This window comes from Variovorax sp. 10L421 (genome assembly GCF_056395365.1).
Genome location: NZ_JBFTJJ010000009.1, coordinates 79,207 through 101,823, shown reverse-complemented (window position 1 = coordinate 101,823; position 22,617 = coordinate 79,207). Strand labels below are relative to the sequence as shown.

Annotated in this window: 24 protein-coding genes; 10 read left to right on the top strand and 14 right to left on the bottom strand. The window is 64.7% G+C overall.

What is annotated here, in order from left to right:
* Positions 1–46: 46 nt before the first annotated feature.
* Genes AC1DFC_RS14335 through AC1DFC_RS14325 form a run of 3 tightly spaced genes read left to right on the top strand, consistent with a single transcriptional unit; the run spans position 47 to position 5,068 of the window.
* Positions 47–2,215, top strand: a complete 2,169-nt coding sequence (locus AC1DFC_RS14335; protein WP_478179458.1) for a type I secretion system permease/ATPase — start codon at positions 47–49, stop codon at positions 2,213–2,215.
* On the top strand, positions 2,212–3,579 hold the full coding sequence (locus AC1DFC_RS14330; RefSeq protein WP_007832351.1) for an HlyD family type I secretion periplasmic adaptor subunit: 1,368 nt from the start codon (positions 2,212–2,214) through the stop codon (positions 3,577–3,579). The genes AC1DFC_RS14335 and AC1DFC_RS14330 overlap by 4 nt, the downstream gene beginning before the upstream one ends.
* Before the next feature lie 37 nt (positions 3,580–3,616).
* Positions 3,617–5,068, top strand: a complete 1,452-nt coding sequence (locus AC1DFC_RS14325; protein WP_162130817.1) for a TolC family protein — start codon at positions 3,617–3,619, stop codon at positions 5,066–5,068.
* A gap of 126 nt (positions 5,069–5,194) precedes the next feature.
* On the opposite strand, the gene AC1DFC_RS14320 is transcribed toward AC1DFC_RS14325, so the two are convergent.
* The 7 genes from AC1DFC_RS14320 to AC1DFC_RS14290 form a co-directional block, all read right to left on the bottom strand.
* On the bottom strand, positions 5,195–5,515 hold the full coding sequence (locus tag AC1DFC_RS14320; protein WP_007832347.1) for a hypothetical protein: 321 nt from the start codon (positions 5,513–5,515) through the stop codon (positions 5,195–5,197).
* Positions 5,512–6,168, bottom strand: a complete 657-nt coding sequence (locus tag AC1DFC_RS14315; protein WP_478179457.1) for a ParB/RepB/Spo0J family partition protein — start codon at positions 6,166–6,168, stop codon at positions 5,512–5,514. Before AC1DFC_RS14315 ends, AC1DFC_RS14320 begins: the two co-directional genes overlap by 4 nt.
* 24 nt (positions 6,169–6,192) lie before the next feature.
* The gene (locus tag AC1DFC_RS14310) at positions 6,193–6,459 is read right to left on the bottom strand and encodes a hypothetical protein (RefSeq protein WP_007832343.1); all 267 of its coding nucleotides are present in this window, start codon (positions 6,457–6,459) and stop codon (positions 6,193–6,195) included.
* A gap of 25 nt (positions 6,460–6,484) precedes the next feature.
* Positions 6,485–6,796, bottom strand: a complete 312-nt coding sequence (locus AC1DFC_RS14305; RefSeq protein ID WP_007832341.1) for a hypothetical protein — start codon at positions 6,794–6,796, stop codon at positions 6,485–6,487.
* An 820-nt stretch (positions 6,797–7,616) separates the two neighbouring features.
* Positions 7,617–8,417, bottom strand: coding sequence for a hypothetical protein (locus AC1DFC_RS14300; protein WP_007832338.1), 801 nt, complete (start codon positions 8,415–8,417; stop codon positions 7,617–7,619).
* Positions 8,414–9,712: a hypothetical protein gene (locus AC1DFC_RS14295; RefSeq protein ID WP_478179456.1), complete on the bottom strand. Its 1,299-nt coding sequence runs from the start codon at positions 9,710–9,712 to the stop codon at positions 8,414–8,416. Before AC1DFC_RS14295 ends, AC1DFC_RS14300 begins: the two co-directional genes overlap by 4 nt.
* Positions 9,709–10,113, bottom strand: coding sequence for a hypothetical protein (locus AC1DFC_RS14290; protein ID WP_042673204.1), 405 nt, complete (start codon positions 10,111–10,113; stop codon positions 9,709–9,711). The genes AC1DFC_RS14295 and AC1DFC_RS14290 overlap by 4 nt, the downstream gene beginning before the upstream one ends.
* Between AC1DFC_RS14290 and AC1DFC_RS14285 the strand changes: the two genes are divergently transcribed.
* Positions 10,112–10,483, top strand: a complete 372-nt coding sequence (locus AC1DFC_RS14285; RefSeq protein ID WP_007832332.1) for a hypothetical protein — start codon at positions 10,112–10,114, stop codon at positions 10,481–10,483. The two genes, AC1DFC_RS14290 and AC1DFC_RS14285, sit on opposite strands and share 2 nt — an antisense overlap.
* Positions 10,484–10,753: 270 nt before the next feature.
* A complete protein-coding gene (locus tag AC1DFC_RS14280; RefSeq protein WP_478179455.1) occupies positions 10,754–10,909 on the top strand; it encodes a hypothetical protein in 156 nt (51 codons plus the stop codon).
* Between the two features lie 213 nt (positions 10,910–11,122).
* Here the strand turns inward: AC1DFC_RS14280 and AC1DFC_RS14275 are convergent, their stop codons facing one another.
* Together AC1DFC_RS14275 and AC1DFC_RS14270 are read right to left on the bottom strand one after the other, a co-directional pair.
* Entirely contained in the window at positions 11,123–11,524 is a 402-nt protein-coding gene (locus AC1DFC_RS14275) for a plasmid mobilization protein (RefSeq protein WP_042673203.1), read from the bottom strand.
* 275 nt (positions 11,525–11,799) lie between these two features.
* Positions 11,800–13,521: a DNA-primase RepB domain-containing protein gene (locus AC1DFC_RS14270; protein WP_478179454.1), complete on the bottom strand. Its 1,722-nt coding sequence runs from the start codon at positions 13,519–13,521 to the stop codon at positions 11,800–11,802.
* A 653-nt stretch (positions 13,522–14,174) separates the two neighbouring features.
* Here AC1DFC_RS14270 and AC1DFC_RS14265 point away from each other — a divergent pair.
* The 3 genes from AC1DFC_RS14265 (at position 14,175) to AC1DFC_RS14255 (ending at position 16,636) form a co-directional block, all read left to right on the top strand.
* The gene (locus tag AC1DFC_RS14265) at positions 14,175–15,212 is read left to right on the top strand and encodes a hypothetical protein (RefSeq protein WP_042673202.1); all 1,038 of its coding nucleotides are present in this window, start codon (positions 14,175–14,177) and stop codon (positions 15,210–15,212) included.
* A gap of 15 nt (positions 15,213–15,227) precedes the next feature.
* Positions 15,228–15,974, top strand: a complete 747-nt coding sequence (locus tag AC1DFC_RS14260) for a hypothetical protein (RefSeq protein WP_007832325.1) — start codon at positions 15,228–15,230, stop codon at positions 15,972–15,974.
* A gap of 470 nt (positions 15,975–16,444) precedes the next feature.
* The gene (locus AC1DFC_RS14255; RefSeq protein ID WP_162130816.1) at positions 16,445–16,636 is read left to right on the top strand and encodes a hypothetical protein; all 192 of its coding nucleotides are present in this window, start codon (positions 16,445–16,447) and stop codon (positions 16,634–16,636) included.
* A 44-nt stretch (positions 16,637–16,680) separates the two neighbouring features.
* On the opposite strand, the gene AC1DFC_RS14250 is transcribed toward AC1DFC_RS14255, so the two are convergent.
* A complete protein-coding gene (locus AC1DFC_RS14250) occupies positions 16,681–17,397 on the bottom strand; it encodes a helix-turn-helix domain-containing protein (RefSeq protein ID WP_007832324.1) in 717 nt (238 codons plus the stop codon).
* A gap of 68 nt (positions 17,398–17,465) precedes the next feature.
* Here AC1DFC_RS14250 and AC1DFC_RS14245 point away from each other — a divergent pair, with 68 nt between their 5' ends.
* Complete coding sequence (locus AC1DFC_RS14245) at positions 17,466–17,699, top strand: helix-turn-helix domain-containing protein (RefSeq protein ID WP_007832323.1); 234 nt, start codon at positions 17,466–17,468, stop codon at positions 17,697–17,699.
* A 3-nt stretch (positions 17,700–17,702) separates the two neighbouring features.
* Positions 17,703–17,936 carry a hypothetical protein gene (locus tag AC1DFC_RS14240; RefSeq protein ID WP_157632175.1) on the top strand — a complete coding sequence of 78 codons (234 nt, stop codon included), beginning with the start codon at positions 17,703–17,705 and terminating at the stop codon, positions 17,934–17,936.
* On the opposite strand, the gene AC1DFC_RS14235 is transcribed toward AC1DFC_RS14240, so the two are convergent.
* The 4 genes from AC1DFC_RS14235 to dapE form a co-directional block, all read right to left on the bottom strand.
* Positions 17,887–18,390 (bottom strand): hypothetical protein, encoded by a 504-nt coding sequence (locus AC1DFC_RS14235; RefSeq protein WP_413331572.1) that lies wholly within the window; start codon positions 18,388–18,390, stop codon positions 17,887–17,889. The two genes, AC1DFC_RS14240 and AC1DFC_RS14235, sit on opposite strands and share 50 nt — an antisense overlap.
* Positions 18,391–18,418: 28 nt before the next feature.
* Positions 18,419–20,413, bottom strand: a complete 1,995-nt coding sequence (locus tag AC1DFC_RS14230; protein ID WP_007832319.1) for an ABC-F family ATP-binding cassette domain-containing protein — start codon at positions 20,411–20,413, stop codon at positions 18,419–18,421.
* 126 nt (positions 20,414–20,539) lie between these two features.
* Complete coding sequence (gene prmB, locus AC1DFC_RS14225; protein WP_007832317.1) at positions 20,540–21,427, bottom strand: 50S ribosomal protein L3 N(5)-glutamine methyltransferase; 888 nt, start codon at positions 21,425–21,427, stop codon at positions 20,540–20,542.
* On the bottom strand, positions 21,424–22,602 hold the full coding sequence (gene dapE / locus AC1DFC_RS14220) for a succinyl-diaminopimelate desuccinylase (protein WP_007832315.1): 1,179 nt from the start codon (positions 22,600–22,602) through the stop codon (positions 21,424–21,426). The genes prmB and dapE overlap by 4 nt, the downstream gene beginning before the upstream one ends.
* Between the last annotated feature and the right edge of the window lie 15 nt (positions 22,603–22,617).

The window sequence follows — 22,617 nt, the reverse complement described above, 5'->3', positions numbered from 1 at the left end:
AAGAACACCTGCGCACCGCGCGACAGGCGATGAATTCAGGGATGGCATGGATACCGGACTCCTCTCGCTCATGATGATGGCGGGCTACCACGGCGTGGCCGTCGACGAGGCCCTGCTGCGCCACGAGTTCGGGCACGAACCGTTCACTGCGCAGACGATCCTCCTCGCGGCCCAGCGGCTCGGCCTGACCGCCAAGCTCGTTCATCAACCTCCTGAGCGGCTGGGCCGCGCGCCCCTGCCGGCAGTGGCATTGGACCGTGAGGGCCGATTCCTGATCGTCGGTCGATACGACGCGGGCGCCGCAGTGGAGGGACAGCAACCAGGAGGCATGGCGCGCATCCTGATCCAGCGTGCGGGAGAAGCACCGCAAGTGCTCCCCCTCGACACCTTCCTCGCCCAGTGGTCGGGCGATCTGATCTTCTTCACCTCGAAGGCCACCTACGCCGGCGACATCGCCAAGTTCGACTTCAGTTGGTTCATTCCCGCCCTCATCAAGTACCGAAAGCTTCTGGGCGAGGTCGTGCTGATCTCCCTGGTGCTGCAGATCATCGGGCTGGTCACCCCAATGTTCTTCCAGGTCGTCATGGACAAGGTGCTGGTCAACCACGCCATGAAAACCCTCAACGTCATCGCCATCGGCCTACTGTGCGCCACGTTGTTCGAAGCCCTGCTTACCGGCATCCGCACGTACGTCTTCGCCCACACGAGCAGCAAGATCGACGTCGAACTGGGTGCGCGACTCTTCCGGCACCTGCTGTCTCTGCCCATCAGTTATTTCCAAGCCCGGCGAGTCGGCGACTCGGTCGCGCGCATCCGCGAGCTGGAGAACATCCGCTCCTTCCTGACCGGCAACGCCATCACGTTGGTGATGGACTTGCTGTTCTCCTTCGTCTTTCTGGCCGTCATGCTCTGGTACAGCGTCTGGCTGACCTTGGTTGTGCTGGCCTCCATCCCGTTGTACGGGCTTCTGTCCATCGTCTTCACGCCCATCCTGCGCGCGCGCCTCAACGAGAAATTCAATCGCAGCGCAGAAAACCAGTCCTTCCTGGTCGAAACCATCAGTGGCATCGACACCGTCAAGGCCATGGCCGTTGAGCCGCGCTGGACCCAGAAATGGGACAAGCAGCTCGCCGCGTACGTATCCGCGGGCCTGTCCGCCACCAACGTGGGCATGGTCGCTGGTGGTGGTGTGACGCTGGTCAGCAAGCTGGTCACTGCCGCGATCATGTGGATCGGCGCCACGCTCGTGGTCGACAACAAGCTCACTGTGGGCCAGCTCGTCGCCTTCAACATGCTGGCTGGCCAAGTGGCCTCGCCCATCATCCGGCTCGCCCAACTCTGGAACGACTTCCAGCAGGTGGGCATCTCCATGCAGCGCCTGGGCGACATCCTCAATGCGCGCACCGAGGTCGCGGGCCAGAAGACCCGCATTCCCAGAATCTCCGGCGAGATCGAGTTCGACCAGGTGTCGTTTCGCTACCGGCCTGATGCTCCCGACGTACTGCGCGCGGTGAACCTCAAGGTGCACCCCGGCGAGGTGATCGGCATCGTCGGCCGCTCAGGCTCGGGCAAGAGCACCCTGACGAAGCTGGTGCAGCGCCTCTATGTCCCCGACCGAGGCCGGGTGATGGTCGACGGGCAGGATCTGGCGTTGATCGACACCACGTCGCTGCGACAGCAGATCGGCGTCGTGCTGCAAGAGAACACCCTGTTCAACCGCAGCATCCGCGACAACATCGCGCTGTCCAACCCCGCACTCCCGATCGAAGCCATCATGGCCGCGGCCAAGCTGGCCGGCGCGCACGAGTTCATCAGCGAGCTGCCCGAGGGCTATGACACGATGGTCGGTGAACATGGCACCGGCTTGTCGGGTGGGCAGCGTCAGCGGGTCGCCATCGCGCGTGCCCTGATCACCAATCCACGGGTTCTGATCTTCGACGAGGCCACCAGCGCGCTGGACTACGAATCGGAAAAGATCATTCAGGACAACATGCGCCTCATCTGTAAGGGCCGCACAGTGCTGATCATCGCGCACCGCCTGTCGGCCGTGCGCGAAGCGAACCGGATCATCGTGATGGAGCGTGGACAGATCGCGGAAGAGGGTTCACATGCCGAACTGCTGGGCAACCAGGCCGGCATCTACCGGCATCTCTACAACCTGCAGTCGGGCACGGTGGCCATGGCGGCGCCGCCAGCGTTGGCGGTCATGCAATGAGCCTTCCACACCTCAAACATCGCGCGCAGGCCTATGGCGGCTTACTGGCGCACTATCGCGCTGTCTTCGCTGCCCACTGGGCTCGCCGCAACGACCGCAGCCTGGGGCTATTCAATGAAGACGAGGCCGAATTCCTGCCGGCGGCGCTGGCGCTGCAGGAACGTCCCGTGTCCTCGACGGCGCGCTGGACCGCGCGGGTGCTGATGACCTTGGTTGCCGCCGTGCTCGCATGGTCCATCCTGGGGAAGATTGACATCGTGGTGAATGCGACAGGCAAGGTGATTGCGAGTGGACGCACCAAGAGCATTGCCTCGGTCGACGTCGCCAGCGTGCATGCGTTGCACGTGGTCGAAGGCCAATTCGTCAAGGCTGGCGAGCCTTTGCTCGAGCTGGACACCAGCGCAACGGACGCGGAGCGAGACAAGGCGTCCGGCGATGCCGTGGTGGCGACCCTGCAGGCCGCGCGCTCCAGGGCGCTGATTCGGGGTGTCGATACATTGAGCGTGCCGCAGTTGCCCGCGCTCGACCACGTGCCGCCCGAGCAGCGGCGCGCCGAACAAAGCCACCTCGAGGGCCAGTACAAAGACTTCCGCACCAAGTTGGACCGTATCGACGGCGACATCCATCGCTTCGGCCAGGCTTTGGCGCTGGCCGCCCAGCAAGCGAGTGACTACAAGGAACTGTCGCGCAACCACGATGTTTCGGAGCACGCCTACCTCGACAAGGAACGTGCCCGCGTCGAATTGCAAGGCCAGCTCGCGGATGCCCGCAACCAGCGCTCGGCGCTGATCGCGCAGACCAAGAAGGACGCGCTTGATGCATTGACCGAGGGCGGCCGCATCGAGAGCGGCGCGCGACAGGATGCGGTGCGCGCCGATTCGCACAGCAAATTGCTCAAGCTCACGGCGCCGGTCGACGGGACCGTGCAGCAGCTCACGGTGCACACCGTCGGTGGTGTCGTGCCGGCGGCGCAGCCGCTGATGCTGATCGTGCCGCAGCAGGATTCGGTGGAGGTCGAGGCCTTCCTCGAGAACAAGGACATCGGCTTCGTGCGCGAAGGCCAGGACGCTCAGGTCAAGGTGGATGCGTTCGACTACACCAAGTACGGCACCTTGTCGGGCAAGGTGACGCACGTCTCGCACGATGCCATCGAAGACGAGAAGCAGCAGGACGAGAAAAAGAGGCTGATCTATTCGGCCAAGGTGCTGCTCGGCGCATCGACGTTGGAGGTCGATGGCAAGCCGGCGACTCTGAGCCCGGGCATGTCGGTGAACGTCGAGGTCAAGACCGGCACGCGCCGCGTGATCGAGTATGTGCTCAGCCCGCTGCTGCAGGAAGTCCATGAAAGCCTGCGTGAGCGATAAGCGGTTGCGAGGGCTGCGACTCCAAGGGCCACCTCGGATGATGGCGGCGATGTTTGCAGCGGCAGCGTGCCTGGCCCATGCGGGCGCGGCCTGTGCGTTCGACCTGGACGACATCCTGCGCGCGGAGGCCCTGCGCGATCCGCTTCAGACGACACCTGCTGCGGTGCGGGACGGCGTTGTGCTTCCTGGCGACGAGGCTTCTGTCTCCTGCGGGGGGGCAGGTACAGGGGAGGCTGCCGCCGAGCTGTCTCTCGAGGCGGCCGTGGAACTGGCGCTGTGCAGCAATCCGCAGGTGCGCGCGGCCTGGGCGGCGATCAAGGTGCAAGCGGGGGCGGTCGGCGAAGCGAAGGCGGCCTACCTTCCGACGCTGACCGGCTCCCTGAGTCGACTGAACGACACGACCTGGTTTCCTGGCAGCACCACCGCCGCCGCGCACACGACGGGCAACACCGTCTATGCGGCGCTCACGTGGCGCCTGCTGGACTTTGGAGGGCGCGAGGCCAATCTGAGCGCGGCGAAGAGCCTGCTGGCGGCGGCGCTGGCCTCCCATGACGCCACGTTGCAGAAGACCCTGACAGCGGTGATCCAGGCGTACTTTGACGTGCAGACGACGCAGGCGGCCCTGGTCGCCAAGCAGGAGGCGGCCTCGATTGCATCGAGCACTCTGCAGACCGCCCGCCGTAAGGAGGCGCGTGGCGCCGGCTCGGCCGGAGAGACCCTGCAGGCGCAGACTACCGTGGCCCGCGCGACCCTGGAGGCGAGCCGGGCGGCCGGCGACCTGGGCAAAGCCAAGGCCGTCATGGTCTACGCCATCGGTGCTCCGTTCGGGAAGGCGTTCGCGTTGGCCCCTCTCGGGCCGCCGAAAGCCGGCGAACTGGCCCAGTCCCTCGCGGATTGGCTGGCGCAGGCGGAGAAAGGCCACCCTGCCATTGAGGCCGCACGCGCGCAGGTCACTGCGGCCCGAGCCCGTGCCGAAGCCACTCGTTCCGAGGGCCTGCCGTCGTTCGATCTCTCGGCGTCGTTCTATCAGAACGGGCGCCCTGGCCAGGGGCTGAGCACGACGCAGACGCGGGAACGATTGGTGGGGGTGACGCTGAATCTGCCGATCTTCGAGGGCTTCGCGCGCACCTACAAGATTCGAGGCGCGGATGCGCTGGTTGAACAGCGCGATGCGGAGTTGCATGACGTGGAGCATCGGGTGGCCATGGAGGTCGTACAGGCGTACTCGGACGCTGCTGCCGCGCTCAAGAACCTCGATGCCTCGGATGCCTTGCTGAAGGCTGCACAGTCTTCGCTGGCGAGTTCGCAACACAAATACGAGAAAGGTGCGGCGGATGTGCTGGAAATACTCAGCACGCAAAAAGCCTTGGCTGATGCGCAGGAAGAGCGTATCCGGTGCCTGTCGGAGTGGCGCTCGGCGAGCCTGCGCGTTGTTGCGGCGGCGGGGCGGCTTGGCACGATGCACTTGAAAAACACCAATGCAAATTGAGATTGCGGCCATGGTCCCTGCGAACCTCGCATCCTCAATCCCGATAGACGCCATGCGAAGAGTGCCAGCCGAAAAGAAAAAATCGGGAACTGAAGATCTGTTGTTGAAAGGTGTTGGGGCGCGAGTTCAGTCGAGATCTCGCAATCCCATCGAGTGCTGCCGAGGCGCAGCAGCAAACAAAGCCGCTGCACCGCCGAACAGAGCTATGCCGAGGCCTTGCGCCAGACGCGCTTGGCGCATCGCGCGGTCGTGCTCGGCTGCGGCTGTTTGTCCTGCCGACTGGGCGGCCCGCCGGCGCTGGCGCTGCATCGCATCGAACTGCTCCAGGCGCGACTCGATGCTGGCCAGGCGAATTGCGGCGAGCTCGACCTCGAGCTGCAGATCGATCGCCGCCAGCTCGCGTCTGAGACGGGCTGCAGCCTCCGCGTTGAGTGGTTTGACGTTCATGGCATCTTCCTTTTCGAGACGAGCATGGAGAACACAGCCGATGCAGCCGGCCGCTTGTGCATTGCACGAATGGTGCGAGCGCGCTCGATCACGCCGGCAGGATCCAGAGCCATGGCGTCGGCAAGGGCGGTCGACCATCGAAGCTGCAGATCGACCGGCGAGGAAAATGCATCGACTACCTCCAACGGCAGCTTTGCCAGGCCCACCGCCTTCGAGACTGCGGAACAGTCGATGCCTAGTTGCGCCGCCATTTGACGCATTGAGGGATACAGGCCTGCATCCAGCGCAGTCAGATAGCGCCTCCCCAACTCCCATGGAGAGAGGTCTTCGCGATAGCGGTTTTCCCGCTCCATTTCGGCGTGCAGTTGGGCGTCGGTCATGAATGGCTCGACCACCGCGTTCACTGGCAGACCCAGTTCCAGGCACGCGCGATGGCGCCGATGGCCGAACACGATCTCGTAGCGAACGCCCTCTTTCTCGAGGTTGAGCAGCGCCCGCACCTTAATGGCCTGATCATTGCCGCCGGCATGGGCGATGTCCGCCTTCAGGCTCTGAAACCCGGCCGTCTCGTACGCCCGTGGGTGACGCGTGGCAAAGCGCGACGCAGTAACGTCGGCTGGGTCGAGCCGTTGCGCTGTGAAAGTGCTTGTCATGGTGTTGGTCCCTGTTGGTTGAGATCAAAACGGCATACCGGCGTGGACCGAGATTTCGAGGCGAAGCCCGAACTTCCCGTAGATCAGTGCGGCCGCCCACGGTGTCGGCGCCGTGGCCCAGAGCTCGGCCATCTCGGAGCGGTTCGCAGTCGTGTCTGGCATCAGGTCGTCGTAGCGGGCATACCAAGCTGGGTGCTCCCTGCGGATCTCATCCCATTTCTGCTCAACCAGCGCCATACCGGCGGCCTCGTTGGCGGTGTCGATTTCTTGTTGGGTTTGCTGTTGACTCATTGCTCACTCCTCGTCGTCGTTGCGTTCAGATCTCGCCCGCGTCCCTCAACGCGCGGACCACGGCAGGCATGAGCGCAAGCCAGGCCGAGCCGGTGCGCTCGATGGCCTCCACCATCGAGTAGTCCATCGCCTTGAGCCAAGCCGGCTTGTTCAACACCAAAGCCACGGCCACCTTCTCTCCGGTCGACTGAACGTCCCAGGCATCGCGGCCGCGGCGAGCTGCGTCCCGCGCCTTGCCGAGCAGGTGACGAAACTCAGCGCCCTCTGGAGCCCGGTCGCCTGCGAACGCGCGGAGTGCGCCCTGCGTTTGATCCACTGAAACTGTTTGCTCTGTCATCTGGTTTCCTTTCTTGCCGCAATGCGGCGTTGGTCTTCAAAAAACACCGGAACCTTGAGCTGAGCCCCTTGGGAATCCGGTCCCGGCTGGGAAAACGATCCAGGCGGTCTCAATCACCGTCTACCTCTCGCCTTCGCCCGGAGTCCGTGGGGCCGGCGCGATTGATGCACGCAAGGGCCCGCCCGGAGGCCGCATGCGCAAGCGAGCGCAGCGAGTGCGAACGGGAGAGGACGGGAGCGAAGCGAACCCTTGCGGGTGGCAATCGAGCGCGCGCAGCGCGTGGCGCCGGCCACACTGACGAAGGAATAGCGAAGGCGCGACGTAGACGGTGAAGGCCGCGGAGAACATTTCCCAGACGGGACGCCGCGCGGCGAGCGCCTCCTGCCGCGCAGCGGCACAGGCCGGCCGGAGGCCGTCGAGCACAGCGAGCTGCTGCCGCAGGCAGCGTGCGTCAGCGATCGGAACCGAAGGCCAAGACGCGGAGCGGCTTGGGGGCGTAGCCCTGAGAGCGCGTTCGCCCGAAGGGCGAGACGCCAAGAGGAAACATCAGCAACAGCCGAGCCTTCTTCCAACCTTCGTCCATCGTTGGCCGAAACTTGTCCGAACCCTAGGCCAAGTCGCGACTTGTACGAAGCTTCTGCCAACCTTCGTACAACACTGCCGCGAAAGCCGCGCGCCGAGCGCGCGGCAACACTGCAGAGAAAAAAGATGACCGAACCTTCGTACAAGGTTCGGCCAAGTGAGGACTTGCACGAAGCTTGGCCGAAGGTTCGGCCGAGTCCGTCCGAATGCTCGGCGAACTTGACGGCTTGCGTCACGATCAAGCTCCGCCAAACGCGAGCTTCAGCAGCATGAACGCTTCGGCCAGAACAGCCGTGCCAGCGACACCCAGCCAAATCGAAACAGAGCGCAGCAAGCCGATCGTTCGCTGCAGTTCATCGCGAGTCGCCTTGGCAGAAGCGGCGGCGTCAGCGACGGTCTGAGCACGAGCAGCAGCTGCGGCCGGGGCTGCTTCAAGCTGGGCGATCCAGGCCGTGTAGCGGGCGCGGATCTCTACGGCCGCGTCTTCGGCAGCCATCGGCGTCGGCGCGAGCTCATGTGCCACGCGGATGGCCCACGAAACGGCTCGGCCAACGCCCGCATCCGGCTCGCGCTGCAGCTCAACGGGCGGGGCCTGAAGGTCATAAAGGCCCATCTCGGCCAGTGCGCCGCCGGCGGGTACGACATCGGCGTCGACCGACTCGCTGACCCGCAGCAGCAGCATCAAGTTCGTAGCAAAGAACGCCGCGTTGTGGTCGTGATCGGCGCCAACGAGTTGGTGCGTGACTTCATGCAAAAAAATAGCTACCAGCGCGCGCGGCGAACGATGGAGCATGCGATTACTGATACTGACGCGCTTGTCGGGCGCGTATTCCGGGGGGAGTGCCCAGCCGCCCCAGCACCCGGTCGGCCTGAGCTCGACCGGAAACGTGCCGCGGAAGCGGCACGCCGCGACCACGGGTGCGAGCAGCCTGGTCACCCAGCCGGCCAAGGCTGGGGGTGCGGGCTGCACCTGGAAGACTGGCACCGGCAGTGCCAGTGCCCCAACCTTCTCGAGATCCGTGGCCACGCGGTGGTTCACGATCGACCCGGACGGTCATGATCGGTGTCGTCGTCCAGGTCGTCGGCCGGCCAGAGCTGACGGGCCAGCGCGCGCTGCTGCTCGCCGAGCTCGGCCAGCTCTTCGTAGCGCTGGGCCTGCACGAGTTGCAAAGTCTTCTCGTGAGCCCGCAGCGCGGCGAGCCGCGCTGCGGGGGTCGGCAGCGCCTGCAACTCTTCTTCGCTGGGGCTGCGCAGATTCACGACGTGGGCGTGAAGACGACGGGTCCGCCTGTTGGTCTCGATCCATTGAGCACGTAGCGCCGCGGCCCGCGCCGGATCCAATTTATCGAGTGGCGATGGCGCCCGATCAGGTCCCGCTGCGGCCTCTTCGTCCGCTGCCTCTACGTCGGCCGCAGCTTGCCCAGCTAGTGCAGCCGCAGCATCGGCTGCGGCATCGGCCATCGTGCTCGCCTCCGCGATCGCCTGGACCTGGAGCTTCAATGGGTGGTCATCTGGAGCACGGCGCGCGGCCGCAGCCACGCTGCGGGACCAGGTGGTCGCGTCTTCGCGCGCGGCGTTCATGACCTCGAGCGCTCGTGGCCGGTCTTCCGGCACGACGGCGGCCACGGCAAAACTGTTGCTGCGGAGTTGCCGCAGATGGTCTTCTCCAGGCAGCTCCATACCCTCGCGCTTTGCGCGGGCGGCATCGCGTGCCCTGTCGAGGGCAAGGGCACGGTCCGCCGCGTCGAAACTCTTCGCTACAGCGTCTTCGGCGCGATTGACGTGATCCAGATCCAAACCTGCGGCACTGGCCGCAGCACGAAGCCTTGCAAGCTCAGCACGCGTCTCAGCGAGCTCTTCCTTGAGCAATTGAATGAGGGCATCCCTGCCGTCTTGGGGCGGCTCTCCTGGCTCGCCCGTCACCACGGTGCCGGAAGGGATAGAGGACGGTCCCCACAGGCCGCCGAGCAGGCGCATCAGGAGCGACCTGAACGCCTCCAAGATTCGGCTCAGCCAGCCGGGGCCGAATCCGATCGGAGCGAGTTCGCCAGCCTCACTTTTGACTGCTGTCGGCCGGGGGCGATCGAGATCGACGCCGGCGGCCGCGGCCGCCACGGCGGTCTTCTTCGGCACTGCATCGAACCGCAACGAGTCCTTCAGCGATGGACGCGTGGGTGCAGCAACCGCTGGAGAAGGTGTCGAGGTGGTGGCTGTAGATGGATCGGGGATGCTCATGGATTGCTCCTGGTGGTGGTTGAAAGAGATGGGGATCGCGGCGGCAACACGCGCTTCGGCGCGGGCGAGGAACTGATCGACGACAGACGGCGCGCTCATGGCCGCCGCCTTGCGCTTGCGGCCGGGCTCTGGCTTTGCCGGGCTTCGGGCTGCTGGAGCTGCGCTTGCGCGGCCTGCACGTTGGATATCTGCAGCTGTGCCCAAGCCCACGTCGCTGCGCCAATCAAGGCGCACGTCACTGCCGTCACCACGGTCGGCGTGAAGACGGCCCAAAGCAACGCCATGCGCAGACGCTGGCGGGCGTTCCGAAGCTCTGTCGTCGTTTGCCCCTGGCTCAACTCGATCTGCGCGCGCAGCGCCTGTTCGTGTAGCTGGAGATCCGTCGACATCCGCGCCGTCGCCTGATCGAGCAGCGTTCCGAGCGTCCGGCCCTTGGCGGCGAGTTGGCCGAGTTGCCGATCGAGTTGGACCAGCGCCTTCGCTCCGCGCTCGATCTCCATGTCCGTCGGCGTCGGACTCGATGTAGATGCGATCGAGCTCGGTGTCTGGGCCATAGCGTTTTCGATTCCGCGCGGCAGCGGCTTCGAGCTGTGTGACGAGCCGGCGACGCTCGGCTCGAGCCCGTTCGAGGTCGATGTCACCGCCTCTGCCGCTGGAGCCGATGACCAGGTCATGTCCAGGAACGCGAACGGATCGGGCTCGGTCAGCTTCGAGCCATTGAGCGGCATCGAACTGTTCATCGAGCAGGGCTCCCCGAAGGCGCAGCGGCCTGGCGCCAGGCTGCAACCGGAGACTGATGTAGTCGGCACCGGTTCTCGTAATGGAGCCGCCGCCGTGCTGCGCGGCCTTGGTCAGGGCAGCGAGAACTGATGCTCGGTCGGTCAGGGCACCGGCACGCACCCCGGCCTCCAACCAGGCTCCGACGCGCGCCCGCGTGGTCGGTGCATCGGTAGGCTGAGCAGCCAGGGACGCGCGTAATTCCGACGCCGCAATGAAGGCTTCGTGCCTGGCAGGTTGTACATCCTGCATCCGCCTTTCGTCGTCCGGTCTGCCCAAGCCGAGCTTCCAATTCCATGAATTGCGGAATGGATCCCAGGTTTTTTGCCAACCAGGAGGCGCAATATTCACAGATTTGCCGCTTTGCAAATCGACCATGGCATGGACGATGTGAATATCGACACCACCGTTTGGTCGCCGATGCTCGACGGCAGTCCAGCAATTTCGATGGGGACTGAGCCCGGCAAAGGCCACTCGCTCGAAGTCGTTCAGCAAGTCCTGCGTTTCCGCTTCGGTTAATTTTTCTTCCGGGCTGAATCCGAGAGAACCGGATTTGTAGCGCCATTTGAAATCGAGCGTGCCAGCCACCTTTGCGACGAGCTGAGGATCTCCTCGAAGAATGCGAATTCCCGCCCGTTGTACGCCCTTGGCGTCTTTCGGCGCCAAGATGTAGTCGATGGCATCTCGAGGATTTCCCTGGCCGTGCGCAGTAAAACTGACGTACATTCATAATTATCTCAGATGCGCATGCAGAATTTCCTGCATCGAGAGTTCGATTTGCTTAAGGGATTTGGCTGAGGTCAATACATCTACAGGAGTACCGGTGATGTATTGCGCGTTCAACCGATGCGCGATCTGATTGACCGAATTGCCAAGTTGACTCAACTGAAACAGAAGCGCGGGATCAACCTGCGTGTATCTGCGTTTTGACAAATCGGGCTGGCGGCGGCGCGGGGCGGGCCGGCCGGTGGCGCGAACGTCGGGACCTCCGCTGGTCAGGCACGCCCTGAGGAAGTCACTAAGAGATCCGCCGCTAGCCGCCGCAGCGCGGCGCACCGACGCGCCCTCAGTCACGGTCAGCCTGACCTTGACCTGGTCGTCGAGAGGCTCGTCGAAGGTGAGCGGCCGGCTCACGAATCAAGCTCCGAGGGAGCAGCGGGCGCGGCGCGGCAGCAGGGTTTCAGGGACGCAGTCCATGACCAGCCGCCGGACCCAAAACTGAAAGTTTTGGGGTCCGGCGTAGGCTGGTTTCGGTTCGAGCAGGGCATGACCGCGATGGTCTTCCTAAGCGCGAGGTGCACCGAAATGACAAATTCGGCTGGGGCAGTTGAGACAGCACTGGGGCCTACCCTGAGGCACACCGTCGCAGCGTGGCGCTGGTGTGCCCCGCAGCTTGGGGGCTCCTGATCTCAGTCTGACAAGAAGCCCTGCTGACGGAGCTTGTTTAGGGTTGTGCTTACATAGTGCGTACAGCGCACCTCGTCGCGCGGTTGCCGACCTGGCTGCCGCACCGAATGCTGAAGGAAGGCTTCGACCTCCGCAGCACCACGCCCGGACTTCAGCATGCCGATCGCGCGGCCCCAGTCGCGCCCTGAGGCTGTGCTGTCGGTGCCGGAGCTAGGGGTTAGCGCTCGCGGCTGTTGTGCCACCGGCACTTTCTTCTCCAATGCGGACGGGCGACTAAATTGGGGCTTTGCAAGTAAATTTCCGATTTCATGCTTCTTTCCATCGGACAAATAAACAAGCCGAGTCCAAAATCTTCCTCGGCCAGGCTTGAGATTTACAGAGCCAGGCCACCGATGAGCCTGATGCCCCGAAAGTGCACCAGAATCTGATTTACATCCGGTGATTTCATATAAGGCGCGGTGAGCCTGATGACGATCTTCATTCGTCATATCTCTATCGCCCGCATAAAGGTGCTGAAAATTTCCAAATGACGTTTCGAGAATTGCGCAAGCAAACCCGTCGAAAAGTGGCGTCGCTGAATTGATGTCATCAAGTAGAAGGATCCGTGAACCTTCGCGTGGTCCAGCAAAGAGTGATTCGCCGATAAACTCGTCCGCGCCTTTGGATGTTTTATTTTCTCGGGCGTACACCATTTTGAAAAAATCTTCCCAGCTCGTAAGTGAGAGGCCGCTGTATTGACCGATCGACTCGGCATTCTTGGAATACTTTCCAATGGGTAATTCGCCGCCGGAATAGCGGCCATCGTTCGAACACCGAATCGTCACCAATCGGGTCAGGTGGTCTCGATTGCCTCCGTTCTGTTTCATGATCCAAATGGCCAGGCGAGTCGAATTGGAGCACCGTTCGCGCATCGCTGTTTCTGATCGACTCATTCCCTGGGACTCGTTCAACTGGCGGCCGGCCATGGAAGAGTCGATCAGCGGGGATCTCATGGCCTCGGGAGCTGGTTTCTCGATGAACTGGGCACCACCCCCCCAGCCCGCTGTCGCGGGCGGGAGTGGAGGGGAGCGGCGCTCGCGCGCCGCAGAAACCGCGGAGGAGTGCACCCCTTGGCCGCCCAAGTCTCTCGCGTCGAGTCCGGCGGCCAGGGGGGTGTGAATACCGGTCTCCGCAAAATTTGCGTACTGGAGAGCGCAGTATTTGCGTGCTGGGACACTGGCAACCCGCATGGGCATTGGGTTTCCAGAGGGGGCGTCTTTTTTGGGCGTGATTGCCATACGCAAGTCTCTTGGCCTCGGAGGCCCTGGGATGAAAGTCATTGGGAGCTCGATTTCTGCCGGTAGCGGGTAGGCCAAGTGCCCCCGCTTGCCCGCCGCGCGCAGCGCTGCACGCCGCCTGTGCCAAGCCAGCGCGATTTCGATGAATGCAGGATTCAGGTGAGTCACGGCGACTTCCTCCTTGAGCCTGGCGCCGCGCGGCCGGCGCCGCTCACGCGCGATCAGGCCGACTTGCAGCAAGAGGGCCACCGCATCGTCCACGGCGCGGCGCGAGGCTTGCCTCGGCCCGTGGCTGCCTAGAAACTCAAGCTTCACCTTGATCCCTGCAGCTGGGTCGCTGGCCTTGGCCTTGCGGCATAGCTCGGCAAGCACCTGACCGGCTGTAGGCGTCAGCCGCTGGCCAACCCAGAGGATCTCGCTGCCGAGAAATTGAGTGAGCGCGTCCATGGGTCGAATAACCCGATGCTCGAGGGAGGCGAGCAAGCGCGAGATGCTTGCCGCATTTACGAGGCCCGAAGATAATTTAGGCAGCGTCCAAGCTACCTCTCCGAGCCCGGTTGCCTTCCCCAAGGCGTCCGGGCTTTTCCCTTTTCAGGCCTCGGACCCCTGCAACAGAGCGAGCGCGCGTTCAGGCAAAGGGCGCCGCTTTCTCCCGCGCCGCGGCGCCTGCTGCGGCTGAACGTGTGCGGTGGCAGTGGGTTCCGCGGCAGGAGCAACTGAGGCTGGCGATGCAGGGGCCGCTGTGGTGGACAACCCGGCTATCCACGCTTTGATGTCCTTGGCGAGCCACACAGACGGTCGACCGCCGACACCTGCAACCGCCGCCGCGGGAATCAGTCCTTGCCTCGCGGCATAGCGCACCCCGCCTCTTACTTGAGCCGGGGTGCGGCCGCGGAGCCAAGGCAGCAGCGCACCGACAGCCTCAGCGGTCAGAAACGTGTCGTCTGGCATGGCCGGATGCTGTGCGCGCTCGTTGTGGTCCGTCGCGTAAGAATTTGGCATATGTTGTTCGATGGCTGGTAATCTGTGATGAGCGAATTACCTGCCATCAACGCGGGTGCACCAAAATGACAAATTCAGCCCGTCACCGAAATGAACGATTGGCCTCGGACACGATCGAGGCCATGGAGTCGTTGCGCGCTCGGCTGGCTCTGGATCTCCCGCTCGGCACGAGTTACGCAATCGATCTGAGCGACGCCCACAAGAAAGCATGCCGGAGGGTCCTCGAGCTGGTCATGCTCGGTGCGCTTGATGCCGACGCCGCCGCGTCGGACCAAGGGCAGGGGCGCCGAGGCCGTGGCAAGCCGCCGACGGTCCCACACGATGCGAATCGGATGCTGGTGAGGATGATCGTCATGGCTGCCCGCGTGGACGAGCCCACTTTGAGCCCTTTGCAGATCGCGCAAGAGCTTGAGAAAGCAGCCGGCGGGCTACCCGATGGGATCGACGATGCCGCGCAACTCGGGGCCGTCCTTCAGGCGCATTGCACAGATCCAGGTCCCAAGCGCAAGCGCAAGCACCTCAGTGGTCTGAGTCGAGAGCGCGCCGGGTGGCTGGCTCAGGCAGCAGAGAGCATCGGCTGGCTCCCCGAGGGGCATTGGCGCGCGCCGTACCTACTTCGCCTGCTGCTGACCCTCGCCTCCCCAGAGCCCGAAGAAGATCGGGTGTGGTCCCACGAACTGCGAGAGCTAGAGGCCGCGCTGCTGGCACCCCCGCCGCCAGCGCTGACATCTTCCGAGCTGGCGCGCGCTTGGCGAGCAATGGTCAAGGGAGGTTCTGAATTTCGCAAATCCGCAGCGGCGCACGCCGCGCAGGTGGATGCGCTGCAAGGCCCAGTGAGTCTCGATGCATTGAATGAGCCGCCGGTGCCGGCAGCGGTGGAGGTCGCGCTCAGCGACCGCAAGGTCGGAGACGTGATCGAGGCGTCCCCATTGGTGGTGGTCTACACGATGCGCGAAGGTGAGGAAGGCCATGCCTGGGCGATTCAGCCCGCCGCAGACAGCATGTCCGCCGCGTTCGATCTGGCCGAGTACGCGGTCGCGGCCCACCGGCCACGCGCTGGCCGCCGCGGCCAGGCGCAGGGCAATGACGCCGGCGCCAGCGTCGATCTCGCCCAGGGGCTCGCTCGCTGGCGCTGACGAAAGGCTCTCCACATGACCGTGATCACCCAGCGCATCGACTCCATAACCCGCGCGATTACCCCCGCACCTGTTGCCGACAGGGAAGCCGGGCGGCGAGCCCTGGCGTCGGGCAAATCGCCTGAGCTGTGGCTAGCCCTCGTCCTCGTCTTGGCGGCAGCGACAGCCCCTACGCAGGCCCGAGCCGACGCGCTCGACGACTATAAATCGCTCAGCGAGATGTGCCGGCGCAGCGGCTCGACATCGGACGCGACATGCACGCAGCGGGATAAACTTGAGCTCAAACTACGCACCCAGGGCTATTATCAAAACGGCTACGACGGGTACATGTCGCCCGAGCGCATCGATGAGTTCGAGCGCATCGTGCGCTCGAACCGCGTGCAGGCCCGACCGACGCAGCTGGTCCCGCCGCCGATCAAACCCGCGCCGATGCCCGAGCACCCGCACACGTCGGCCTTGAGTGAGCGGTTGCTGGTGCACCTCGAATCCGCCCCGCCGGGCATGCGTGAGGACTTCCTATTCGAGAACCGCCCCGCGACGATGTGGCGTCTCACGTGCAAGCAGATTGCGCAGTTTCAATCAGGCATGGCGAACACCGACAAGGACCGCGCGTTCGTCGCTTGGCAAGCTACGGCGCCGGGGAATCTGCTCACCGTCTTGCGCGTTGACGGCTCGACTTCGCAGAGCTGCTACGAGCCGACTACGCGTGGGATTCGCATATTCGGCAAAGGCCAGCAGCCGTTTGACTCCAACTTGCGGTGAGCGCGGCCGGCGACTTCGCGGCCGGGCCAGTTACCGTCCGTTGCAGGGGGAATTTGCTGGGGAAACTCCCGGCGCCTAAAAAAATGAACCAGATAGGCACTGTTTTGGCGGAGAGTGTGACTGCTGTCGACCGGCGCCGTCCAAGCAGTAGGAGCGTCCGAGCGCGGGAGCGAAGCGAGACCGAGGTGGGCCGTGCTGAATTCGCGCGGGCATGGCGTTGAGGGGGCGGGGTGCAGATCTCCAGTGCAATTTCAGTGCACTCAAAAGTGAAGTCGGTTCAACTGCCGTGCGCAGCGGTCAACAGCAATCAACGGAGATTTGCCTTTTAGATCAAGGCCTTACATAATCAACAGCGATCGATGAAGGTTGCTCATTCGAGCGCTGATTTTGCTTGCCAACGCCTTTTAATCCGTTGGTCACTGGTTCGAATCCAGTACGTCCTACCAGAACCCTTCTCCTCTGAAAACACGTTGAAAAAGGCCGCCTTCCAGCGGCCTTTTTCATTTGCGGCGTTCAAAGTTGCCCGGCGAGGTAACGCGAAGCGCGCGCACCTGGAACAACAAAAAAACAGCCCGCACGAAGGCGGGCTGGAAGGTGACCTGCTGGAGGAGGGAGGATCAGAGAATGCAGGCCACAGGGAGAGCCATGACTATCGCCTGTGAACCTGCATGGAAGCTGACCTTGATGGAATCTCGTTTCAACGGCCTCAGTCTTCGTCTTCCCATTTGCCGATGACGGTGCCGAGCACTGTGAAGGCTTGGCGCACCGGCTCGTGCGTCGGGTTCAACGGCAGCAGCCAGCGGCGCCCGTCGTCTTCCTTGAACACCTTGAAGGTGATCTCGCCGCTGTCGTCGAGTTTCGCGATGATGCGTTCGCCGTCATCGGGTGTCTTCAGTTGTGTGTCGACAAACACGATCGACTCCGCCGGATAGCTCTTCAGATGGCCGCTGGGCGCGGTCATGCTGTCGCCGCGCACGCGCAGCGCATAGGTATGAAGGCTGTGATGGGCGATGCAGGGGATCCAGCGCTCGGCGCTGGGCTGCTGCGAAACTTCGAGGCTGTCCCAGTTGGCGGCATCCGCCCACGCGATGAGCGGCACGGTACCGGGAGTGCGGGGATTGAACGAGGGGATCGACGGCGGAGTGCGCGTCACGCGATAGGGGCCAGGCGGTTCGTTGGCCTTGTCGCGGGCCTGGCGGATCTGGTCTTCGTCCCATGGAGCCGGCCCGTCGCCGGTGTCCAGCCAGTTGGGGTCGACACGGTAGGCGCGCGCCAGCGCGAGCACGCTCATCGATCGGCTGGTGTCTCCCCGCTCGATCTTGGAAATGCTGGACTGCTTGACGCCGGAAGCTGCCTCTGCCTGCTTCTGCGTCATCTTGGCGAATTTGCGCGCGGCCAAGGCGCGTGTGGCAATGGTCTCCATCGAGCGGGATTTAAGCTCAGATGAATATTCTTCCTGGACTTTAGAATATGAGAAAAAGGGAGAAAACCATGAAGCCACGCGAATTGGTCCTGGCGCTGAGGGCCATGGGGCTCACGCAGAAGCAGATCGAGCAGAGAACAGGCATTCCGCAGCCGACGATCAGCAAGATCGGCCTGGGACGGGTGAGCGACGTGATGTCGCGCCACTACATTGCGCTGCTGGCTGCCTACGAGCAGCAGGTACGGGAAGAGGCGCTCAAATCCGCTGCGCGGGCCTTGCGCCAACCGTCGGCCGATGAGTAAACCGTGCTCAGACGCTTCCTGTCGGGCCTTTGGCTTGATCGCGTGCTGTGCGCGCTGCTGGCGCTGCTGTCCCTTGCGGGGCTGATCGTCGGGCTGATGGCGGCGCGCCCCGCCGTCGCGGGAGCCGGTTGCTTCGGGCTGGTGTGTGCAGGCTGGGCGGCGCAGGTGCTGTTCGACCGCGAGTCGCTCAGGCGTTCGCGTGCGGTTCGGGCGGCGCGAGAGCGAGGGTCGTGCTGACGCGCACACAGTCCTTGATGTGCTGCTCGCCGAGCGCGCGCAGTGCCGCATAGCCGAGCGCGGCCGACACGATCTGCCCGGCGATGGGCACGTACTTGGTTGCCTGCTTGGCGGTAAGGCGCACGCCCGCGTGCTTGGCCAGCCGGATCAGCAGGTCGCGCGTGACGAGCCGGCCGACCAGCAGGGCGCCGACGGTGGTCGCCGCCTTCTGGATGCGCTCGCGCTGGTGGGGCGCGAGCTTTTCGACCTGGGTGACCGAGAGGCCGAACTCGGCACTGATCTGCGGCACCAGCCGCGAGAGCAGGGCGGCGTCGGCCATCCAGTCGATGCCGGGCAGGGGCACGGCGCTGGCGGCGGCGGCCATCAGGGCCTTGCGGGTGATGAGCCGGCGGCTGCGGTGCACGGCGGCGACGAGTTTCTCGTCACCCCGGGCCAGGTCGATGGCGGACGGCATCCGGTGATTCCCCTTGCCTGGTTCCAGGTCAGGCCGCCAGGGCTTCGAGCTGGTCCGACAGGGCCAGCCAGCGCTCTTCGAGGCGACCGATTTCATGGTTGAGCGCCTTCAGCCGCTTGCCCGCTTCGGCAATCTCCGCAGGAGGCAGCGGCTGCGCCAGGCGCGCTTCGAGCGCGGTGCGTTCGGTGCCGGCGGCGGCCATGCGCTCGTCAATCTGCGCGATCTCGCGCTTGATCGGCTTGGCTTGGTCGCTGCGCTGCTGGCGCTCCTGGGCGTCCTGCTTGCGTTGCTGCGCAGCGGCGGGCGCCGCCACCGGTGCGGCTGCTGCGGCAGCAGCGGCGATGCTGACGGCCTCGCGCGTCGCCATCTTCGCTTCTTCGCGCAGGCGCTTGGCCTCGTCGAGCAGGTAGCGCTGGTAGTCGTCGAGGTCGCCGTCGAAGTCGCCGACCACGCCGCGGCCCACCAGCCAGAACTCGTCGCACACCGAACGCAGCAACGCACGGTCGTGGCTCACGAGCATCAGCGTGCCTTCGAACTCGTTGAGCGCCACGGCGAGGGCCTCGCGGGTGGCCAGGTCCAGGTGGTTGGTGGGCTCGTCGAGCAGCAGCAGGTTGGGGCGCTGCCACACCATCATCGCGAGCACGAGGCGGGCCTTTTCGCCGCCGCTCATGGTGCCCACGGGCTGCTTGACCATGTCGCCGCTGAAGTTGAAGCTGCCGAGGAAGCCGCGCAGGGCCTGTTCGCCGGTGGCTTCCTTGACGCTGCTGCCGAGCTCGCGCGCCATGCGCACCATGTGCTCGAGCGGGGTGTCCTGCGGGCGCAGCACGTCGAGTTCCTGCTGCGCGAAGTAGCCGATGTTCAAGCCCTTGCCTTCGGTGACCTGGCCGGCCAGCGCACCCATTTCGCGCGCAATGGTCTTCACCAGCGTCGACTTGCCCTGGCCGTTGGCGCCCAGGATGCCGATGCGCTGGCCCGCCAGCACCGAACGGCTCACGCCGCGAAGGATGGTCTTGGGCGCTTCGTTCTCGATCTCGTACCCGAAGCTCGCGTTGCTGATCGACAGCATCGGATTGGGGATGTTGCCCGGCTCCTTGAACTCGAAGGTGAAGTCGGCCTCGGCCAGGAGCGGCGCCACCTTTTCCATGCGCTCCAGCGCCTTGACGCGGCTTTGCGCCTGCTTGGCCTTGCTGGCCTTGGCCTTGAAGCGGTCGATGAACTTCTGCAGGTGGGCGATCTTGTCCTGCTGCTTGCTGAAGGCCACCTGCTGCTGCTCCATCTGCAGCGCGCGCATGTCCTCGAACTTGCTGTAGTTGCCGCCGTAGCGCGTGAGCTGGGCGTTGGCGATGTGCAGGGTGACGTCGGTCACGGCGTCGAGAAACTCGCGGTCGTGGCTGATGACGATCATGGTGCCCGGGTACTTCTGCAGCCAGGCTTCGAGCCAGACGAGGGCGTCCAGGTCCAGGTGGTTGGTCGGTTCGTCGAGCAGCAGCAGGTCGCTCGGGCACATCAGGGCGCGGGCCAGCTGCAGGCGCATGCGCCAGCCGCCCGAGAAGCTGTTGACGGGCTCGTCGAGCTCGTGCGACTTGAAGCCCAGGCCCAGGATGAGCGCCTGCGCGCGCGGCACGGCGTCGTGCTCGCCTGCGTCGGCCAGGTCGGTGTAGGCGTGGGCCAGCTCCATGCCGATGTCGGCGTCGTCGGGGTTCGCGGTGTAGGCGGCCTCGATGGCGGCCAGCGACTCGCGCAGCTCGGTCAGGCGGGTGTCGCCGCCCACCACGAAGTCGGTGGCCGACTCCTCGGTCTCGGGCATGTTCTGCGCCACCTGGGCCATGCGCCAGTGCTTGGGCACCGAGAAGTCGCCGCCGTCTTCGTGCAGCGTGCCGTTGAGCAGGGCGAACAGGGTCGACTTGCCGGCGCCGTTGCGCCCCACCAGGCCGACCTTTTCGCCGGGGTTGAGGGTGACGGTGGCGCCGTCGAGCAGAACCTTGGCGCTGCGGCGAAGAATGACGTTTTTGAGAGTGATCATGAAAATGGGCCTAGGCCGGGATTATCCCGGGTGGGCTGAAGGGGGCCGCGAATGCGGGTTACCGGACGCAGAGGACGCGAAGATTTCGCAGAGGGCGCAAAAGGAAAACCAAAAAATGGTTTTGTATTACTTCTGCGTCCGGAAGTCCGATTTCAGCAGCGCCTCCCGTGTGACCAGCAAGACCTGGTCCTCGCCCGCCGAGGCTTCGAGCCAGACGACCTCGAGCTGCGGAAAGGCGGCCTCGAAGTAGTCGCGCTCGTTGCCGATTTCCAGCACCAGCACGGCGCGCTCGCTCATGCAGGAAGGCGCGGCGGCGAACAGCTGGCGCACGAAATCCATGCCGTCGGTGCCGCCGGCCAGTGCGAGCTCGGGCTCGGCACGGTATTCGGCGGGCAGGGCGGCCATGCTGGCGCTGTTCACGTAGGGCGGGTTGCACAGCACGAGGTCGTACGGGCCGGGCGTGTTCGCCAGGCCGTCCGATTCGATGAGCGTGACGCGCGCGTCCAACTCGTGGCGGGTGACGTTGATGGCCGCCACTTCGAGGGCCTCGGCCGACAGGTCGGCCGCATCCACGGTCACGTCCGGATAGGTCAGCGCCGCGAGCACCGCGAGGCTGCCATTGCCAGTGCACAGGTCGAGCACGCGCCGCGTGTGCTCGCCGAGCCAGTAGTCGATGGAACCGTCGGCGATCAGCTCGGCGATGAAGCTGCGCGGCACGATGGCGCGCTCGTCCACGTAGAAGGGCACGCCCTGCAGCCACGCCTCTTTCGTGAGGTAGGCGGCGGGCTTGCGCGTGGCGATGCGCTCTTCGATCAGCGCGGCGACCTTGCCGGCTTCTGCGGGTGACACGGGCGTGTCGGCGACGCTGTCGAGGTCGTCCAGCGGCAGCTTCAGGCGCCACAGCACGAGCCAGGCGGCTTCGTCGAAGGCGTTGGCGGTACCGTGGCCAAAAGCCACGCCGGCTTCCTCGAGCCGCTTGGCGCCCGACTCGATCAGCTCGATGACGGTGCTCATGTCGCGAGTGCAGCATCGAGCTGCTTCAGCGTGCGCAGGTAGATGTTCTTCAGCGTCTCGATCTCGGCCACGTCGATGTGCTCGTCGATCTTGTGGATGCTGGCGTTCACCGGGCCGAGTTCGACTACCTGCCTGCAGATCTTGGCGATGAAGCGCGCGTCGCTGGTGCCGCCGCTCGTCGACAGCTCGGTTTCGATGCCGGTCTCTGCGCGGATCGCGCCCTGCACGGCCGCGACCAGTTCGCCGGGCGTCGTCAGGAAGGGCAGTCCGCCGACGGTCCAGGCCAGCGTGTAGTCGATGCCGTGCGCGTCGAGCACGGCGTGCACGCGCTGCTGCAGCGATTCGGGCGTCGATTCGGTCGAGAAGCGGAAGTTGAAGTCGATCACTGCGCTGCCCGGAATCACGTTGCTTGCGCCGGTGCCCGAATGGAAATTGCTGATCTGCCAGCTGGTGGGCTGGAAGTAGGGGTTGCTCGCGGTGTCCCAGCCGCCCGCGGTGTTGATGGCCACCAGTTCGGCCAGCGCGGGCGCGACCGAATGCACGGGGTTCTTCGCCAGGTGCGGGTAGGCGATGTGGCCCTGCACGCCCTTGACGGTGAGCTTGCCGCTCATGGTGCCGCGGCGGCCGTTCTTGATCATGTCGCCGCAGCGCTCCACCGCCGTGGGCTCGCCGACGATGCAGTAGTCGATGACTTCGCCGCGCGCGGCCAGCGCGTTGCAGACGATGACGGTGCCGTCGACGCCGGGGCCTTCCTCATCGCTGGTGAGCAGCAACGCGAGCGTGAGCTGCGGGTCGGGCACGGCCTGCAGGAATTCCTCGATCGAGGTCACGAAGGCGGCCACCGAGGTCTTCATGTCGCAGGCGCCACGGCCATAGAGCTTGCCGTCGCGATGCGTGGGGGTGAAAGGGTGGCTGGTCCATTGCTCGACAGGGCCGGTGGGCACCACATCGGTGTGGCCGGCGAACACCAGCGTTTTGGTCGCAGCCGCGTTGGTGGGACGGCGCACCGCCCAGAGGTTGGTCACCCGAAAGTCGGCCGGGCCGCTCTCGATGGTTTCCAGCGTGAAGCCCAGTGGCGCCAGCCGCTCGCCGAGGATCTGTTGGCAGCCCGCATCGTCGGGGGTGACGGAGGGGCGCGAGATGAGTTGTTCGGCGAGCTGGAGCGTACGGGACATCGGGAAAAGGCTTGG

Excerpts from the sequence above, each read along its gene's own strand:
- AC1DFC_RS14335 (WP_478179458.1), top strand. The coding sequence starts at position 47 with ATGGATACCGGACTCCTCTCGCTCATGATGATGGCGGGCTACCACGGC.
- AC1DFC_RS14330 (WP_007832351.1), top strand. The coding sequence starts at position 2,212 with ATGAGCCTTCCACACCTCAAACATCGCGCGCAGGCCTATGGCGGCTTA.
- AC1DFC_RS14325 (WP_162130817.1), top strand. The coding sequence starts at position 3,617 with ATGATGGCGGCGATGTTTGCAGCGGCAGCGTGCCTGGCCCATGCGGGC.
- AC1DFC_RS14320 (WP_007832347.1), bottom strand. The coding sequence starts at position 5,515 with ATGAACGTCAAACCACTCAACGCGGAGGCTGCAGCCCGTCTCAGACGC.
- AC1DFC_RS14315 (WP_478179457.1), bottom strand. The coding sequence starts at position 6,168 with ATGACAAGCACTTTCACAGCGCAACGGCTCGACCCAGCCGACGTTACT.
- AC1DFC_RS14310 (WP_007832343.1), bottom strand. The coding sequence starts at position 6,459 with ATGAGTCAACAGCAAACCCAACAAGAAATCGACACCGCCAACGAGGCC.
- AC1DFC_RS14305 (WP_007832341.1), bottom strand. The coding sequence starts at position 6,796 with ATGACAGAGCAAACAGTTTCAGTGGATCAAACGCAGGGCGCACTCCGC.
- AC1DFC_RS14295 (WP_478179456.1), bottom strand. The coding sequence starts at position 9,712 with ATGAGCGCGCCGTCTGTCGTCGATCAGTTCCTCGCCCGCGCCGAAGCG.
- AC1DFC_RS14285 (WP_007832332.1), top strand. The coding sequence starts at position 10,112 with ATGTCCGTCGGCGTCGGACTCGATGTAGATGCGATCGAGCTCGGTGTC.
- AC1DFC_RS14290 (WP_042673204.1), bottom strand. The coding sequence starts at position 10,113 with ATGGAGATCGAGCGCGGAGCGAAGGCGCTGGTCCAACTCGATCGGCAA.
- AC1DFC_RS14270 (WP_478179454.1), bottom strand. The coding sequence starts at position 13,521 with ATGGACGCGCTCACTCAATTTCTCGGCAGCGAGATCCTCTGGGTTGGC.
- AC1DFC_RS14260 (WP_007832325.1), top strand. The coding sequence starts at position 15,228 with ATGACCGTGATCACCCAGCGCATCGACTCCATAACCCGCGCGATTACC.
- AC1DFC_RS14250 (WP_007832324.1), bottom strand. The coding sequence starts at position 17,397 with ATGGAGACCATTGCCACACGCGCCTTGGCCGCGCGCAAATTCGCCAAG.
- AC1DFC_RS14245 (WP_007832323.1), top strand. The coding sequence starts at position 17,466 with ATGAAGCCACGCGAATTGGTCCTGGCGCTGAGGGCCATGGGGCTCACG.
- AC1DFC_RS14235 (WP_413331572.1), bottom strand. The coding sequence starts at position 18,390 with ATGCCGTCCGCCATCGACCTGGCCCGGGGTGACGAGAAACTCGTCGCC.
- AC1DFC_RS14230 (WP_007832319.1), bottom strand. The coding sequence starts at position 20,413 with ATGATCACTCTCAAAAACGTCATTCTTCGCCGCAGCGCCAAGGTTCTG.
- prmB (WP_007832317.1), bottom strand. The coding sequence starts at position 21,427 with ATGAGCACCGTCATCGAGCTGATCGAGTCGGGCGCCAAGCGGCTCGAG.
- dapE (WP_007832315.1), bottom strand. The coding sequence starts at position 22,602 with ATGTCCCGTACGCTCCAGCTCGCCGAACAACTCATCTCGCGCCCCTCC.